General features: G+C 69.9%; 15 protein-coding genes and 1 pseudogene. 7 read left to right on the top strand and 9 right to left on the bottom strand.

The annotated features are described in order from the left end of the window. Positions 1-25 precede the first annotated feature (25 nt). Positions 26-1318 carry an MFS transporter gene (locus TN53_RS26145; RefSeq protein ID WP_046261105.1) on the bottom strand — a complete coding sequence of 431 codons (1293 nt, stop codon included), beginning with the start codon at positions 1316-1318 and terminating at the stop codon, positions 26-28. Further along, a complete protein-coding gene (locus TN53_RS26140) occupies positions 1315-1989 on the bottom strand; it encodes a GntR family transcriptional regulator (protein WP_046261104.1) in 675 nt (224 codons plus the stop codon). Before TN53_RS26140 ends, TN53_RS26145 begins: the two co-directional genes overlap by 4 nt. Positions 1990-2200: 211 nt before the next feature. Here TN53_RS26140 and TN53_RS26135 point away from each other — a divergent pair, with 211 nt between their 5' ends. Beyond that, positions 2201-3100, top strand: a complete 900-nt coding sequence (locus TN53_RS26135; RefSeq protein ID WP_420719126.1) for a D-alanyl-D-alanine carboxypeptidase family protein — start codon at positions 2201-2203, stop codon at positions 3098-3100. Positions 3101-3160: 60 nt separating this feature from the next. Here the strand turns inward: TN53_RS26135 and TN53_RS48490 are convergent, their stop codons facing one another. Continuing rightward, positions 3161-3385 (bottom strand): hypothetical protein, encoded by a 225-nt coding sequence (locus TN53_RS48490; RefSeq protein ID WP_324609629.1) that lies wholly within the window; start codon positions 3383-3385, stop codon positions 3161-3163. Here TN53_RS48490 and TN53_RS49370 point away from each other — a divergent pair. Continuing rightward, entirely contained in the window at positions 3309-3800 is a 492-nt protein-coding gene (locus tag TN53_RS49370) for a hypothetical protein (RefSeq protein WP_052745314.1), read from the top strand. The two genes, TN53_RS48490 and TN53_RS49370, sit on opposite strands and share 77 nt — an antisense overlap. A gap of 8 nt (positions 3801-3808) precedes the next feature. Beyond that, entirely contained in the window at positions 3809-4051 is a 243-nt protein-coding gene (locus tag TN53_RS26120) for a type II toxin-antitoxin system RelE family toxin (protein ID WP_324609631.1), read from the top strand. A gap of 137 nt (positions 4052-4188) precedes the next feature. Here TN53_RS26120 and TN53_RS26115 read toward each other — a convergent pair whose 3' ends face one another. After that, on the bottom strand, positions 4189-5811 hold the full coding sequence (locus TN53_RS26115) for a protein kinase domain-containing protein (protein ID WP_046261102.1): 1623 nt from the start codon (positions 5809-5811) through the stop codon (positions 4189-4191). Positions 5812-6147: 336 nt separating this feature from the next. Between TN53_RS26115 and TN53_RS26110 the strand changes: the two genes are divergently transcribed. Then, on the top strand, positions 6148-7707 hold the full coding sequence (locus tag TN53_RS26110; protein ID WP_095046732.1) for a protein kinase domain-containing protein: 1560 nt from the start codon (positions 6148-6150) through the stop codon (positions 7705-7707). A 79-nt stretch (positions 7708-7786) separates the two neighbouring features. Here the strand turns inward: TN53_RS26110 and TN53_RS26105 are convergent, their stop codons facing one another. The 3 genes from TN53_RS26105 to TN53_RS26095 form a co-directional block, all read right to left on the bottom strand. Beyond that, a complete protein-coding gene (locus tag TN53_RS26105) occupies positions 7787-8848 on the bottom strand; it encodes a phosphotransferase (protein ID WP_046261100.1) in 1062 nt (353 codons plus the stop codon). Between the two features lie 92 nt (positions 8849-8940). Then, entirely contained in the window at positions 8941-9378 is a 438-nt protein-coding gene (locus tag TN53_RS26100) for a pyridoxamine 5'-phosphate oxidase family protein (RefSeq protein WP_046261099.1), read from the bottom strand. Positions 9379-9469: 91 nt separating this feature from the next. Beyond that, entirely contained in the window at positions 9470-10135 is a 666-nt protein-coding gene (locus tag TN53_RS26095; protein WP_046261098.1) for a response regulator, read from the bottom strand. Between the two features lie 380 nt (positions 10136-10515). On the opposite strand from TN53_RS26095, the gene pdhA reads away from it, so the two are divergent. The 3 genes from pdhA to TN53_RS26080 are packed head-to-tail and all read left to right on the top strand — an operon-like array spanning position 10516 to position 14093. After that, complete coding sequence (pdhA, locus tag TN53_RS26090) at positions 10516-11694, top strand: pyruvate dehydrogenase (acetyl-transferring) E1 component subunit alpha (RefSeq protein ID WP_046261097.1); 1179 nt, start codon at positions 10516-10518, stop codon at positions 11692-11694. 1 nt (position 11695) lies between these two features. Further along, positions 11696-12676 (top strand): alpha-ketoacid dehydrogenase subunit beta, encoded by a 981-nt coding sequence (locus tag TN53_RS26085; protein ID WP_046261096.1) that lies wholly within the window; start codon positions 11696-11698, stop codon positions 12674-12676. A gap of 10 nt (positions 12677-12686) precedes the next feature. Next, entirely contained in the window at positions 12687-14093 is a 1407-nt protein-coding gene (locus TN53_RS26080) for a dihydrolipoamide acetyltransferase family protein (protein ID WP_046261095.1), read from the top strand. Between the two features lie 82 nt (positions 14094-14175). Here the strand turns inward: TN53_RS26080 and TN53_RS26075 are convergent, their stop codons facing one another. After that, the gene (locus tag TN53_RS26075; protein WP_046261094.1) at positions 14176-14712 is read right to left on the bottom strand and encodes a bacterial proteasome activator family protein; all 537 of its coding nucleotides are present in this window, start codon (positions 14710-14712) and stop codon (positions 14176-14178) included. Positions 14713-14798: 86 nt separating this feature from the next. Next, positions 14799-14989, bottom strand: a pseudogene (locus TN53_RS49615) (hypothetical protein); the annotation flags it as partial.

Genomic DNA, 14989 nt, shown 5'->3' with positions numbered 1-14989 from the left:
GAGCTGGGGGCGGCGGCCCCCAGCTCTACACCGGCACGTGCACCGTCTCCACCCGGCTCACCACCAACCGCTCCCGCTCCCGGCGGATCGCCCGCTTGCGCAGCCGCAGGATCTGGCTGATCCCCAGGGCCTGCAGCACGAAGACCGCGGAGAAGGCGACCCGGTAGTTGTCCCCGGTCGCGTCCAGCAGCACCCCGACCGCGAACAGGGTCGTCATCGAGGCGACGAAGCCGCCCATGTTGGTGATACCGGACGCGGTGCCCTGACGCTCCGGCGGGTTCGCCGGACGCGCGAAGTCGAAGCCGATCATCGAGGCCGGCCCGCACGCGCCCAGCACCGTGCAGAGCACCACGAGCAGCCACATCGGCGCATGCTCACCCGGGTACGCCAGCGTCACCGCCCACACCAGCCCCGTCGCCCCCACGGTCCCCAGCGCCAGCGGCAGCCGCGCCTCGTGGTGCCGGGCGACGACCTGGCCGTAGACCAGCCCGACCACCATGTTCGACAGTACGACGAGGGTCAGCAGCTCACCGGCGACCGCCCGGGACAGCCCCTGCGCCTCGACCAGGAACGGCATGCCCCACAGCAGCAGGAACACCATCGCCGGGAACTGGGTCGTGAAGTGCACCCACAGGCCGAGCCGCGTGCCCGGCTCCCGCCAGGAGGCGGCGATCTGCCGTCGTACGTAGGCCGCGCCCTGGTGCGGGAAGGGCTCCGGCTCGTGTCCCTCGGGGTGGTCCTTGAGGAAGAGCAGCAGCAGGACCAGCACGACCACACCCGCGACCGCGCTGCCAGCGAAGGCCGCCGTCCAGCCGATGCCGTGCAGCAGCCGGGCCAGCACGAGGGTGGAGACCAGGTTGCCCGCCATGCCGACCAGCCCCGCGAACTGCGCGACCATCGGCCCGCGCCGGGCCGGGAACCAGCGGGTGCCGAGCCGCAGCACGCTGATGAACGTCATCGCGTCACCGCAGCCCAGCAGCGCGCGCGAGGCGAGGGCCATGCCGTACGAGGGGGAGAAGGCGAAGCCGAGCTGTCCGGCCGTGAACAGCACCACCCCGATGGTCAGCACCTTCTTGGTGCCGAGCCGGTCGACGAGCAGGCCGACGGGTATCTGCATGCCCGCGTACACGAGCAGCTGGAGGATGGAGAAGGTCGACAGCGCGGAAGCGCCCACGTGAAAGCGGTCGGCGGCGTCGAGGCCGGCCACCCCCAACGACGTACGGAAGATGACGGCGACGAAGTAGACGGAGACGCCGATGCCCCAGACGGCCATCGCGCGGCGGCCGCCCGGCGGGTCACCCGGCAGAGTGGCGCTCATCGGACCTCGCCCCGCGCCAGGTGGGAGAACCACTCGACGTGGCCGTGGATGAGACCGACGACCGCCTCCGCGTCGCCGGAGCGCAGCGCGTCGAGGATCTGCTCGTGCTCGGCGAGGGTCTTGGTGATGCGGTCGGGGTGGGCGTGCATCACGGCGACGCCCATCCTCAGCTGCCGGTCGCGGAGCTGGTCGTAGAGCCGGGACAGGATCTCGTTGCCCCCACTGCGGACGATCTCGGCGTGGAAGCAGCGGTCGGTGACGGCGGCGCCGGCCAGGTCCCCGGCGGCGGCCTGCTCCTTCTGCTGGGCGAGGAGTTCCTCGAGCCGTGCGATGAGCCGCGGCGACGCCGGTACGGCCTTGCGGGCGGCGTGTTCCTCGACGAGCTGGCGGGTCTCCACCACGTCCGCGATCTCCTGTGCGGAGACGGGCAGGACCAGCGCGCCCTTCTTCGGGTAGAGCTTGATCAGCCCTTCCACCTGGAGCCGCAGCAGCGCCTCGCGCACCGGCGTCCGCGAGACCCCCACGGCCTCGGCGAGCTCGCCCTCGGTGAGCAGGGTGCCGCCCTCGTAGTGACGCTCCAGGACGCCTTGCTTGACGTGGTCGTAGACGCGGTCGGCGGCGGGCGGCTGCTTGAGGTGAGCGGCGGACGGGGCGGGTGGGGCTGAAGGCATGCGCACATCATAGATACAACACGTACGCATGCCGGAGACCGGTCCATATTGCGGACCCCAGGGGCCCCGTAGGACAGGGAAATCCAAACCCGCCCCAGCAGTCGCACAACCTTCTGTGCTACTTACGAGTCAGACACGTGCGGCCCCAACAACTTTCAGGTCTCAACTCGGCCGCACGCCAGGGGCATTCAACGTATTCGGGGTACCTCACTTGATTACCGGCATTCAGGGCATCCGTATCCGCAGAGCCGTAGCCGTGGCCGTGACCACCGGCTCGCTGCTCGCCACAGGAGCCCTCACCGCGGCGCCGGCGCAGGCCGTCACCGCGCCCACCATCACCGCCAAGGGCGGGTTCCTGATGAACAGCGCCACCGGCACGACGCTCTTCTCGAAGTCCGCCGACACCAAGCGGCTCACCGCGTCCACCACGAAGGTCATGACCGCGAAGGTCGTCCTGTCGCAGTCGAACCTGAACCTGGACGCCAAGGTCACGATCAAGAAGGCGTACAGCGACTACATCGTCGCCAACGGCGCCTCCTCCGCGAACCTGATCGTCGGCGACAAGGTCACCGTCCGTCAGCTGCTCTACGGGATGCTGCTGAAGTCGGGCTGCGACGCCGCGATGGCCCTCGCCGACAAGTACGGCAGCGGCACGACGGTCGCGGCCCGCACCAAGAGCTTCATCGGCAAGATGAACACCATGGCCAAGAGCCTGGGCATGACGAACACCAAGTTCGACTCGTTCGACGGCATCAGCAAGGGCGCCAACGCCTCGACGCCGCGCGACCTGACGAAGCTCGCGCGCAGCGCGATGAAGAACTCCACCATGAAGACCGTCGTCAAGACCAAGTCGTACACGGCCAAGACGATCACGAAGACCGGCTCCACCCGCACCATGGCGGCCTGGAAGAACACCAACCTCCTGCTCGGCTGGAACGGCACGCTTGGCGTGAAGACCGGCTCGGGCACCGAGGCGAAGTACTGCCTCATCTTCGCCGCCACCCTCAACGGCGAGTCGGTGATCGGCACGGTCCTCACCGCCTCCTCGGAGGCCAACCGCACGGCGGACGTGAAGAAGCTCATCAACTACGGCTACGCGAAGATCAGCTGACGCGAGGACGTGAACACGGGAAGGGGCCTGCGGTGCAGGCCCCTTCCTCACGTTCCCGACTCATGTGACGGGCAGAAAGAACCGCCGCTTGTCCTTGGACGTGGCCCCGATCCGCCCATAGAAGCGAATGGCCCCCTCGTTCCACGCAGGCGTCTGCCACTGCACCTGTCCGAGCCCGCGGTGCCCGTGCCGCAGGAACAGACAGTCCATGTGGAGGTACTCGGAACCGTCCCAGGTGGACACCTCGGCGGAACAGGTGGCGTATCCGACGACGGCCCCGTCCAACTCCGCGACGAGACACCGCAACCGCGGCTCGGGACTCCCGAACAGCAGGGACCGCAACCGCTCTTCGAGCCCGGGGGCGGGCAAGAACGCTGTAGCCGAGGCCCGGGAGGCCACCGGCTATACGGCCGACGTCATCCAGCGCACTGTCGACAGCGTCGGAGCAGCCCTCCGTCTCGATCACCGCGCCGACTTCTACACGGAGCTGGGCTCGCTGTCCGACTCCGGAGGCTTCGAGGCGTTCCTCAACCACTGGTGGACCCAGGGGCTCGCCGACTCCATCCCGGACGAGGACACGCGTGAGCAGGCGATCGACTTCGCCGACGTAGCCGTATCCCTGTACGCGCGGACTACGGGCGGCGCTACGTCCACCTCGGCCCAGATCGACGCCATCATCGCCGGAGCAGAAGCCTCTTGAGCTAGACGATCATCTGGGAACGGGCCGCCTCCGAAGGCCTCAAACGGCTCCGATCCCGCGACGGCGACGCGGTGAAAGCCCTGGTCAAGGCGATCAACACCGTCGCCCAGAACCCCGAACCCGCGGCAAGCACCAAGCTCGGCAACACCAACCTGCGGCGGCTGCGCGTCGATGCCTGCAGAGCCACGTACGAGATCGACGGCGACACCGTAGCCATCAAGATCCTCATGGTCGGCAGCACGGCGGTCTGAGGCAGGTCACAGCATGATCACTGCGGGCATGTCAGAAACGCCGGAGACCTGGTCTTCGAGGGCGACGACCTTCTGCGGCTCTGCTCCAGCGACCTGAAGTGGAACCCGTGGGGCCCGTCCGGTTCCACCCCGGCCTCTTAACCGGCCGGAACGCCCGTCGAGACGTCGAACTGCATGTCCGGCGGGTTCTTCGGGTCGAAGTCGGTCCCGGCCTTGGGGAACTGGTTCATGATCGTGCCCTGACCGTATGTGTTCTCGGCGTAGTCGTTGGGGTCGTACGACCAGCCCGCCGCCTGCAGGCACAGCTTGACCGAGTCCCAGTTCTTGAACGCGAAGTCCGGCATCTGCACCTGCTTGGGGTCGTTGTTCGACTCCTGCGGCTCGGTGCACTCGGTCGTCTCGACCGTCCGGTTCGCGTCCCCGGTCCGGTATCCCGACGGCGTCGACGAGGTGGTCGGTGTGGTGTCGCCGCCGGCGTCGTCGTCCGTCCCGCCCCCGTTCAGCGTCAGCGCCGCGATCAGGCCGCCGACCGCCACGACGGACACGATGATCGAGCCGAGGATGACCGGCTTGTTGCTCTTGCCGCCGCCGCCCGAGGGCGGTGCCTGGTGCGGGGTGATGTTGTACGGCGGCGGCGTCGAGGCGTACGCGTTCGGCGCCGGCGTGGGGGTCTGGTATCCGCCCTGCTGCGGATAGCCGTACGCCGGGGAAGGGGTCGAGGGCGGCGGGGTGCCGTAGGGGTTCGGCGTCGGCTGGTACGGCGTCTGGACCGGCCCCGTCGGCGCCGGGGTCCCCTGGTCCACCGGCGGGAACACCGCCGAGCCCACGCCCGCCCCGCTCGACGTCTGCGCGCCGGGGACGATGCTCGGCGCGGCCGCCTGGAAGGACGCCGCCACCCGCAGGCACTCGGTGCGCATGGCCTCGGCGCTGGGGAAGCGCTCGTTCGGGTTCTTCTTCAGGGCGCGGGCGATCAGCGCGTCCACCGCGGGCGGCAGCGAGCGGTTGATCTGCGAAGCGGCCACCGGCTCTTCCTGCACATGCGCGTACGCGATCGCCAGCGGCGAGTCCGCGTCGAACGGCAGCCGCCCGGTGACCAGTTGGAACAGCATGATGCCGACCGAGTAGAGGTCGGAGCGCGCGTCCACACCTCGGCCCAGCGCCTGCTCGGGGGAGAGGTACTGGGGGGTGCCGACCACCATGCCGGTCTGCGTCATCGACGTGACACCCGACTGCATGGCGCGCGCGATGCCGAAGTCCATGACCTTGACCACGCCGCGCTTGGTCATCATCACGTTGCCCGGCTTGATGTCGCGGTGGACCAGGCCCATCTCGTGGCTGATCTCCAGCGCCGCCAGCACATCGGCGGTGATCTTCAGCGCCTTGTCGGCGGGCATCGCGCCGTACTGCCGTACGTCCTCGTCGAGCACCGAGCCGAGCGGCCGGCCCTCGACGTACTCCATGACGATGTACGGCATCGTCATCCCGTCGAGGTTGTCCTCGCCCGTGTCGTAGACCGAGACGATATTGGTGTGCGTGAGCTTGGCCACGGCCTGGGCCTCGCGGCGGAAGCGCTCGCGGAAGGCCTGTTCCCGGCCCAGCTCGGTATGGAGGGTCTTGATCGCGACGGGGCGGTCGAGCACGGTGTCGTGCGCGAGGTGCACCGAGGCCATGCCACCCTCACCGAGCAAGTCGCGCAGCTGATAGCGGTTGTTGGCGATCGCCCGCCCCGCATACCGGCCGTGTGCGCCGTCCTGGCTCATGTTCCGCGTCCCCCATCGGCCATCAGGCGCCGGCCCGACTGTCGTTGATCGAATGGCTCATTCCCGGCCAAGTCTGCCCCACGGCACTGACAGGTCAAGCCAGGTGCCCGTTCCGTGACCGTACGCGAAAGAAGCGTCGCGGAAGCGTTACAGGTGGCCTACGGCCGGTACACAGAATTTGCACGACAGCGCGTGCTACCGCTTTGATGACCGGTCCGTCTCGGACCGGCCCCCAAGCTCATCCCGGACCGGAGGCTTGCGCGGAGGCTGTAGCGTGGCCGACGGAGACCGTAACAACACCGCGCGCACCGCGGGCAGAAACGACGGCGAGGACCGATGGCACAGCAGCAGCGCGCTCAGGGCCCGTCCGACCCCGAGGCGACTGGCGGCGGGATGTCAGACGCGCCGGAGATGTGGGGCAACGGCGGACTGGTCGGCGACGGCCGGTATCGACTGACACACAGACTCGGCCGGGGCGGCATGGCCGAGGTGTTCGCCGCCGAGGACGTACGTCTCGGCCGCACCGTGGCGGTCAAGCTGCTGCGCGCCGACCTCGCCGAGGACCCGGTCTCCAAGGCCCGCTTCACCCGCGAGGCCCAGTCCGTGGCCGGCCTCAACCACCACGCGATCGTCGCGGTGTACGACTCCGGCGAGGACTATGCGAACGGCCATGCCGTTCCGTACATCGTCATGGAGATCGTCGAAGGCCGGACGATCCGGGACCTGTTGCTCAACGCCGAGGCCCCGGGGCCCGAGCAGGCGCTGATCATCGTCTCCGGTGTCCTGGAGGCGCTCGCCTACTCGCACCAGCACGGCATCGTGCACCGGGACATCAAGCCGGCCAACGTCATCATCACCCACAGCGGCGCCGTGAAGGTGATGGACTTCGGCATCGCCCGCGCGCTGCACGGCGCACAGTCGACGATGACGCAGACCGGCATGGTCATGGGCACCCCTCAGTACCTGTCGCCCGAGCAGGCGCTCGGCAAGGCGGTGGACCACCGCTCCGACCTGTACGCGACGGGCTGCCTCCTCTACGAACTCCTGGCGCTGCGGCCGCCGTTCACCGGTGAGACCCCGCTGTCCGTCGTCTACCAGCACGTCCAGGACATCCCGACGCCTCCGTCCGAGGTCTCCGACGCCACGCCTCCGGAGCTCGACGGCCTGGTCATGCGCTCGCTCGCCAAGGAGCCGGACGACCGGTTCCAGACGGCCGAGGAGATGCGCGGGCTGGTCCAGTACGGGCTGCAGATGCTGTACGAGCAGGGCGGTCACACCGGCACCTGGAACACCGGGCCGGTCGCGATGCACGACGGCCGGCACACTCCCTCGGGCGGCTTCGCCGGCACCACCGTCATGCAGCACCCCGGCGACGCCTCCGGCACCACGCAGATCCCGCAGCCGATCCTGCCCGGCGGCTACGGCGGCGGGGACGACGGCGGCTTCGAGGGGCACGGCAACCGGGGCAGTGGCCGCGGCAAGCTGTGGATCCTCGCGGTCCTCGCGGTGGTCGCCATAGCGGCAGGTGTCGCGCTGGCGCTGAACGGGGGCGGCGGGGACGGCGGCAAGGACGGCACCACCCAGAAGCCGACCACCTCCACGACGCCCTCGGAGACGACCAGCGAGTCGCCGAGCGACGAGCCGACGGACGAGGCGACCGACGAGCAGACCGACGACGGCTCCGTGAGCACCGGTTCGTCCTGGTCCCCGTCCTCGACCCCGTCGTACACACCCTCGCCGACCCCCACGGAGACGGCCACGGAGCCGACGGGCGAGCCGACGACCGCGGAGCCGACGACGACCGAGCCGACGCCCACGGAGCCGACGGAGGGGCCGACGGAGACGGACGGCGGCACCGACGCGGGCGGCACCACCGGTGACGTAGAGGGCGGCTGACGCAGCAGTACGCCTCCACGCGCGCGTGCGGACCGGAAACGGACCGCACGCGCGCGTGGCGTTTTCCCGGACGGGCGGCTCAGTCGGCGAAGGCCTCGCACACCGCCTCGTACTCCCGCGTCCACCACACCACCAGCGCCGAGGCCGCCGGGAACTGGGGGTCCGCGCGGGTGTCGCCGCGTTCGTAGTGCCAGCGCAGCATCCAGAAGTCGTTGAGGCGCTCCCACCAGACCCGGTGGACGGCCGCCGTCAGCTCCGAGGGCGTGGCGCCCGCCGTACGCCGGTACGCGCGCGCGTACGCCCGCACCTTCGGCAGGTCGAGCGCCCCCGCGGGCCGTACGAAGAAGATCGCGGCGGCGCGTACGGCCTCCTCCGCGCGGGGCTGCACCCCCAGCCGGTCCCAGTCGACGATCGCGGCCGGGGCGTCCCCCTTGTAGAGCAGGTTGAACGGGTGGAAGTCCCCGTGCACCCACCCCACACACCCGCCCCGCGACGGCCGCCGATCCGCGTGCCGCTCCAGCAGCGCCCGCCGTTCCAGGAGCCGGTGCCGGGCCAGCTCGTCGAAGGAGTCGGCGGGGCGGTGCCGGCGTACGCGGGTGAGCAGGTCGTCGATGAGGGCGAAGGTGTCGGCCGGGTCGGCGCTCTTGGCGCGGGGGTCTGCGGCGGCCGCGGGCGTGCGGCCCTGAGGCCCGGCGCACGCCTCACTGCGCGCGCCCGGCACTCGCCCCTGCACCGGCATCACCCGCTCCAGACTCGCGTGCACCACCCCGAGCAGCGCCCCCAGCCGTCCGCACTGCTCCGGCGTCAGCTGGCCCCCGTGGCGGTGGCGGCCCTCGATCCATGGGTGGAGGGCGTAGGAGTGGCCGCCGACGACCGCGACGGTGCGGCCGTCGCGGTCGGGCAGGGGCGGGGCGACCGGGACGCCCAGGACCGCCAGCCGCTCGGTGGCGCGGTGCTGGCGGGCGATGGCTGCCGGGTCGGCGGTCTCGGGGTCGAAGTGATGCTTGAGGAAGTAGTGGCCGCGGGTCGTGCGCAGGCGGTAACCGCGGTTGAGCAGCCCCTGGTCGACGGGTTCGCAGGTGACGGCGGAGCCGGTGGCGTACTGGCTGAGGAGGGCCCGCAGTGGGGGCGCGTGAGGCATGGGGGGTGGTACACAAGGGCGCGGCACGCGCCAGATGCTAGGGCACGAGCCGGGCCTGTGAGCTGGGCGTTGTCACAGACAGTCGCTTTTGGTCACGGCATGTGCGCGAAGTGACTTTCCAGGGCGCCGTCGGTCGAGTGGACCGTGCCGAACTGCGGCTCGACGCTCAGATAGACCGGCTCATAGGGCTCGCCGTCCACGAACCGGGGTGTCGGCCCGAACCGCTCGAGCTCGGCGGCCGTCGGCTCGTACGCCGTGCACTCGCCCACGACCTGGACGGACCACAGCCCCTCGCCCGGCCGGGCCGAGCTCAGATTGTCCGCGCCGTACGCGACGACGCCGCCGACGCACGCCCGGTGGTAGCCGCAGCTCCTGGGCAGCCGCAGCAGGACCCGCCCGTCGTCCACGACGTGCCGGGCGAAGGCGAGGAAGGGCAGGGCACGCATGCTGGTGGCCACCCGGCCGTAGCCGGTGCGGGCGAGCAGATCGACGGCGAGCTGTTCGCCGGAGGGCCGTTCGTCGAAGGGCATACGACCAATGTCGGCCGTACACGCCGCCCGGGGCAGGGGTCTTTGGTCCCCAATACGCCTGCAATACGCTGCGACACGCCCGCCGCGGTCCTCAGCGACGTTCCTGCTCGACCTGCATCCGCGCCACGTACGCCGCCGCCTGCGAGCGACGCTCCATACCGAGTTTGGAAAGCAGACTCGATACATAGTTCTTGATCGTCTTCTCTGCCAGGTGCAGCCGCTCGCCGATCGCGCGGTTGGTGAGCCCCTCGCCGATCAGGTCGAGGATCCTGCGCTCCTGCTCGGTGAGGTGCGCGAGCCGGTCGTCGCTCTTGGCGCTGCCGCCGCCCCGCAGCCGTTCGAGCACGCGCGCGGTGGCCACCGGGTCCAGGAGGGACCTCCCGGCGGCGACATCACGTACGGCCGCCAGGAGTTCACTGCCCCGGATGGCCTTCAGGACATATCCGGAGGCGCCCGCCATGATCGCGTCGAAGAGGGCCTCGTCGTCGGCGAACGACGTCAGCATCAGGCACTTGATGTTCTCGTCCCCGGACCGGATCTCCCGGCAGACCTCCACCCCGCTGCCGTCCGGAAGCCGTACGTCGAGGACGGCCACGTCGGGCCGGGTGGCCGGGATCCGGACCAGCGCGTCGGCCGCCGTACCGGCCTCGCCGACCACCTCGATGTCGTCCTCCACCGAGAGCAGCTCATGGACACCCCGCCGGACGACCTCGTGGTCGTCGAGGAGAAATACCCGGATTTTTCCGTCTTCGCGCACGAGGGCAGTCTCACACAGCCCCTGAGAGCTCGCTCCAGGCAGGCTCTTCCCGTGACCTGGGTCACCGGGTTAACGTGCCGTTGTTCCGGCCCCCTGCAAGGCTGTGACCAGGAGTTGTTCCCGACTTTGCCGACTTTACTTGGAAATCCAAGCAAAATCGCAGGTCAGGAGGGGTTTCACAGAAATGTGAGGCACTGGGTAACGTGCATCGTGCAGGGCGCTCGCCGGGGCACCTGTCACGCCTGTTCCCGACCGAGCCGCACCCACCCCGTGCGTCCGCAGGGCTTCAGGTGCGCCGCTCCCCCAGGCTCCTGAACGGAGCTGGGGGGACCCCCAGGCGCCCGGCGAACCCGGGTAGCCGGACCGACGGAGGAGCACACGTGACCGTGGAGAGCACTGCCGCGCGCACATCGCGACGCAGCGCCAGTACCAAGAGCACGGCCGGCAAGCGCACGACCGCCAAAAAGCAGCCGGGCCCCGAGCCCGAGCTCGTGCAGCTGCTGACGCCCGAAGGCAAGCGCGTCAAGGACGCCACGTACGACAAGTACGTCGCCGGCATCACCCCCGAGGAGCTCCGCGGTCTGTACCGCGACATGGTGCTCACCCGCCGCTTCGACGCCGAGGCCACGTCCCTGCAGCGCCAGGGCGAGCTGGGCCTGTGGGCCTCGCTGCTCGGCCAGGAGGCAGCCCAGATCGGCTCCGGACGAGCCACCCGCGAGGACGACTACGTCTTCCCGACCTACCGCGAGCACGGCGTCGCCTGGTGCCGCGGGGTCGACCCGGCCAACCTGCTGGGCATGTTCCGCGGTGTGAACAACGGCGGCTGGGACCCCAACAGCAACAACTTCCAGCTCTACACGATCGTCATCGGCTCCCAGACCCTGCACGCCACCGGCTACGCCATGGGCATCGCCAAGGACGGCGCGGACAGTGCCGTCATCGCCTACTTCGGCGACGGCGCGAGCAGCCAGGGCGACGTGGCCGAGTCCTTCACCTTTTCCGCGGTCTACAACGCCCCGGTCGTGTTCTTCTGCCAGAACAACCAGTGGGCGATCTCCGAGCCCACCGAGAAGCAGACCCGGGTGCCGCTCTACCAGCGCGCCCAGGGCTTCGGCTTCCCGGGCGTGCGCGTGGACGGCAACGACGTGCTGGCCTGCCTCGCGGTCACCAAGTGGGCCCTGGAACGCGCCCGCAACGGCGAGGGCCCCACCCTGGTCGAGGCGTACACCTACCGGATGGGTGCCCACACCACCTCCGACGACCCGACCAAGTACCGGGCCGACGAGGAGCGCGTGGCCTGGGAGGCGAAGGACCCGATCCTGCGCCTTCGCCGGTACCTGGAGGCCTCAAACCACACGGACGACGGATTCTTCGCGGAACTCGAGGCCGAGAGCGAGGCGTTGGGCAAGCGAGTACGTGAAGCGGTCCGCGCCATGCCGGACCCGGACCGCTTCGCCATCTTCGAGCACGCGTACGCGGACGGACACGCGCTCGTCGACGAGGAGCGCGCCCAGTTCGCCGCCTACCAGGCGTCGTTCGCAGAGGAAGAGGGGGTCTGACATGGCAGCCGAAAAGTTGGCTCTGGCGAAGGCGATCAACGAATCGCTGCGCCGTGCCCTGGAGACGGACCCCAAGGTCCTCATCATGGGCGAGGACGTCGGCAAGCTCGGCGGTGTGTTCCGGGTGACGGACGGACTGCAGAAGGACTTCGGCGAGGAGCGGGTCATCGACACCCCGCTCGCCGAGTCGGGCATCGTCGGCACCGCGATCGGCCTCGCGCTGCGCGGCTACCGCCCGGTGGTGGAGATCCAGTTCGACGGCTTCGTCTTCCCGGCCTACGACCAGATCGTCACGCAGCTCGCGAAGATGCACGCCCGCTCGCTGGGCAAGGTCAAGCTCCCCGTCGTCGTGCGCATTCCCTACGGCGGTGGCATCGGCGCGGTCGAGCACCACTCCGAGTCCCCCGAGTCGCTCTTCGCGCACGTGGCGGGCCTCAAGGTCGTCAGCCCCTCCAACCCCTTCGACGCGTACTGGATGATGCAGCAGGCCATCCAGAGCGACGACCCGGTGATCTTCTTCGAGCCCAAGCGTCGCTACTGGGACAAGGGCGAGGTCAACACCGAAGCCATCCCCGGCCCGCTGCACAAGGCGCAGGTGGTCCGCGAGGGCACCGACCTCACCCTGGTCGCGTACGGCCCGATGGTGAAGCTCTGCCGGGAGGTCGCCGACGCGGCCGCCGAGGAAGGCAGGAACCTCGAGGTTCTCGACCTGCGCTCGGTGTCTCCGCTGGACTTCGACTCCATCCAGGCCTCGGTCGAGAAGACCCGCCGTCTGATCGTCGTCCACGAGGCACCGGTGTTCTTCGGCTCGGGCGCGGAGATCGCGGCGCGGATCACGGAGCGCTGCTTCTACCACCTGGAGGCCCCGGTGCTCCGGGTCGGCGGCTACCACGCCCCCTACCCGCCGGCCCGCCTGGAAGAGGAGTACCTGCCGGGCCTGGACCGGGTACTCGACGCCGTCGACCGTGCCCTGGCGTACTGAGGAGAGGGTCGTGACGACGATGACGGAAGCGTCCGTACGCGAGTTCAAGATGCCGGACGTGGGCGAGGGCCTCACCGAGGCCGAGATCCTCAAGTGGTACGTCAAGCCCGGTGACGAGGTCACCGACGGCCAGGTGGTGTGCGAGGTCGAGACCGCCAAGGCGGCCGTCGAACTGCCCATCCCCTACGACGGTGTCGTCCGGGAGCTCCACTTCCCCGAGGGCACCACGGTCGACGTGGGCACGTCGATCATCGCGGTGGACGTGTCGGGCGGGGCGGCTCCCGTCGAGGCACCGGCACCCGCTGCCGAGCCGGAGCCCGAGCCCGAGAAGAAGCCCGAGGGACGTCAGCCCGTGCTCGTCGGGTACGGCGTCGCCGCGTCCTCGACCAAGCGGCGCCCCCGCAAGGGCCCCCAGGTCCCCGTCCAGGAGCCCGCGCCGGTCCAGGAGACCTCGGTCGTGATCCAGACCGAGCTGAACGGCCATGGGGCCCCGGTGGCGGCGCTCAGGGAGCGCCCGCTGGCCAAGCCGCCGGTGCGCAAGCTGGCCAAGGATCTCGGCGTCGACCTGACGACGATCGTCCCGTCCGGCCCCGACGGCATCATCACCCGCGAGGACGTCCACGCGGCGGCGGCCCCGGAGTCGGCGGTCGTCGAGACGCCGGCGCCCACCCCGGCCCAGGCGCCCGCGCCCGTACCGACGTACGACACGGCCAGGGAGACCCGTATCCCGGTCAAGGGCGTCCGCAAGGCGACGGCCGCGGCGATGGTCGGCTCGGCGTTCACCGCGCCGCATGTCACGGAGTTCGTGACCGTCGACGTGACCCGCACGATGAAGCTGGTCGAGGAGCTCAAGCAGTCCGACAAGTACGGGATGCAGGGCCTGCGGGTGAACCCGCTGCTGCTGATCGCCAAGGCCCTGCTGGTCGCCATCAAGCGGAACCCGGACGTCAACGCGTCCTGGGACGAGGCGACCCAGGAGATCGTGCAGAAGCACTACGTGAACCTGGGCATCGCCGCGGCCACCCCGCGCGGTCTGATCGTGCCGAACATCAAGGACGCGCACGCCAAGACGCTGCCGCAGCTGGCCCAGGCGCTGGGTGAGCTGGTGGCGACGGCGAAGGAGGGCAAGACCTCGCCCGCCGCCATGCAGGGCGGCACCGTCACCATCACCAATGTCGGCGTCTTCGGCGTCGACACCGGTACGCCGATCCTCAACCCCGGTGAGTCCGCGATCCTCGCGGTCGGCTCGATCAAGCTCCAGCCGTGGGTCCACAAGGGCAAGGTGAAACCGCGTCAGGTGACGACCCTGGCGCTCTCCTTCGACCACCGGCTGGTGGACGGGGAGCTGGGCTCCAAGGTGCTGGCGGACGTGGCGGCGATCCTGGAGCAGCCGAAGCGGCTGATCACCTGGGCGTGAGTCCGAGTGCTGTGAGTCGTCAGTGCCGTGAGGCATGAGTGAAGGGGCCGACGTTCTTCGCCGGCCCCTTCGTTTACGTGGTTTACAGGTAGGGCCCGCCCGAACGGCCGCCCATGTGGCCGTCCTCGCCGTCGTGGCCGACGCCGGGCGGCAGGGCCCGCCGCATCTGCTCCAACTGCGCCCGCGCGGCCATCTGCTGGGCGAACAGGGTGGTCTGGATCCCGTGGAAGAGACCCTCCAGCCAGCCGACCAACTGGGCCTGCGCGATCCGCAGTTCGGCGTCGCTCGGGGTCGCCCCTTCCGTGAAGGGCAGGGAGAGTCGCTCCAGCTCCTCGACCAGCTCAGGGGCCAGACCGTCCTCCAGCTCCTTCACCGAGCTGCGGTGGATCTCCTTGAGCCGGACGCGGCTCGCCTCGTCCAGGGGAGCCGCTCGCACTTCCTCCAGAAGCTGCTTGATCATGCTGCCGATCCGCATGACCTTGGCGGGCTGCTCCACCATCTCCGTCACCGGAATCTCGCGGGAGTCCTCGTCCCCGGTGCCGCCGAGCGCCATTCCGTCCTGGCCCACGACCAGGATCTGGGGCTGCTCGGGCGACCGTTCGTTCCTCGGCATCTCCATGCCGCCATTCTCTCGCACCGGTACACCTCATCACTGAGGTGCCCCCCATGGAGGGTGATCCACCGTTTACGGTGCGGAAGTTTCCGTCACTCGCCGCTCCCACGGACCTGGGTGAGCCGCAGCAGCCGCGCCTCGCTGGGGGAGGTCGAGCCGCGCAGCTCGGCCACCTGCTTGATGGCCGGCTCGTCGCGCTGCGGGATCCCCCGCTCCACGGGCCGCGAGAACCAGGCCCGCAGCTCGGCCCGCCCCGCGTCCGTGAGCGCGTACAGCACCCGCC

The sequence above is a fragment of the Streptomyces sp. WM6386 genome, assembly GCF_000972385.1.
GTDB lineage: Bacteria > Actinomycetota > Actinomycetes > Streptomycetales > Streptomycetaceae > Streptomyces.
This window is presented reverse-complemented; position numbering and strand designations above follow the sequence as displayed.

What these genes read in the sequence shown, in the direction of transcription:
- TN53_RS26145 (WP_046261105.1), bottom strand. Translation starts at nt 1,318, where the DNA reads ATGAGCGCCACTCTGCCGGGTGACCCGCCGGGCGGCCGCCGCGCGATG.
- TN53_RS26140 (WP_046261104.1), bottom strand. Translation starts at nt 1,989, where the DNA reads ATGCCTTCAGCCCCACCCGCCCCGTCCGCCGCTCACCTCAAGCAGCCG.
- TN53_RS49370 (WP_052745314.1), top strand. Translation starts at nt 3,309, where the DNA reads ATGTGGAGGTACTCGGAACCGTCCCAGGTGGACACCTCGGCGGAACAG.
- TN53_RS26115 (WP_046261102.1), bottom strand. Translation starts at nt 5,811, where the DNA reads ATGAGCCAGGACGGCGCACACGGCCGGTATGCGGGGCGGGCGATCGCC.
- TN53_RS26110 (WP_095046732.1), top strand. Translation starts at nt 6,148, where the DNA reads ATGGCACAGCAGCAGCGCGCTCAGGGCCCGTCCGACCCCGAGGCGACT.
- TN53_RS26105 (WP_046261100.1), bottom strand. Translation starts at nt 8,848, where the DNA reads ATGCCTCACGCGCCCCCACTGCGGGCCCTCCTCAGCCAGTACGCCACC.
- TN53_RS26100 (WP_046261099.1), bottom strand. Translation starts at nt 9,378, where the DNA reads ATGCCCTTCGACGAACGGCCCTCCGGCGAACAGCTCGCCGTCGATCTG.
- TN53_RS26085 (WP_046261096.1), top strand. Translation starts at nt 11,696, where the DNA reads ATGGCAGCCGAAAAGTTGGCTCTGGCGAAGGCGATCAACGAATCGCTG.
- TN53_RS26075 (WP_046261094.1), bottom strand. Translation starts at nt 14,712, where the DNA reads ATGGAGATGCCGAGGAACGAACGGTCGCCCGAGCAGCCCCAGATCCTG.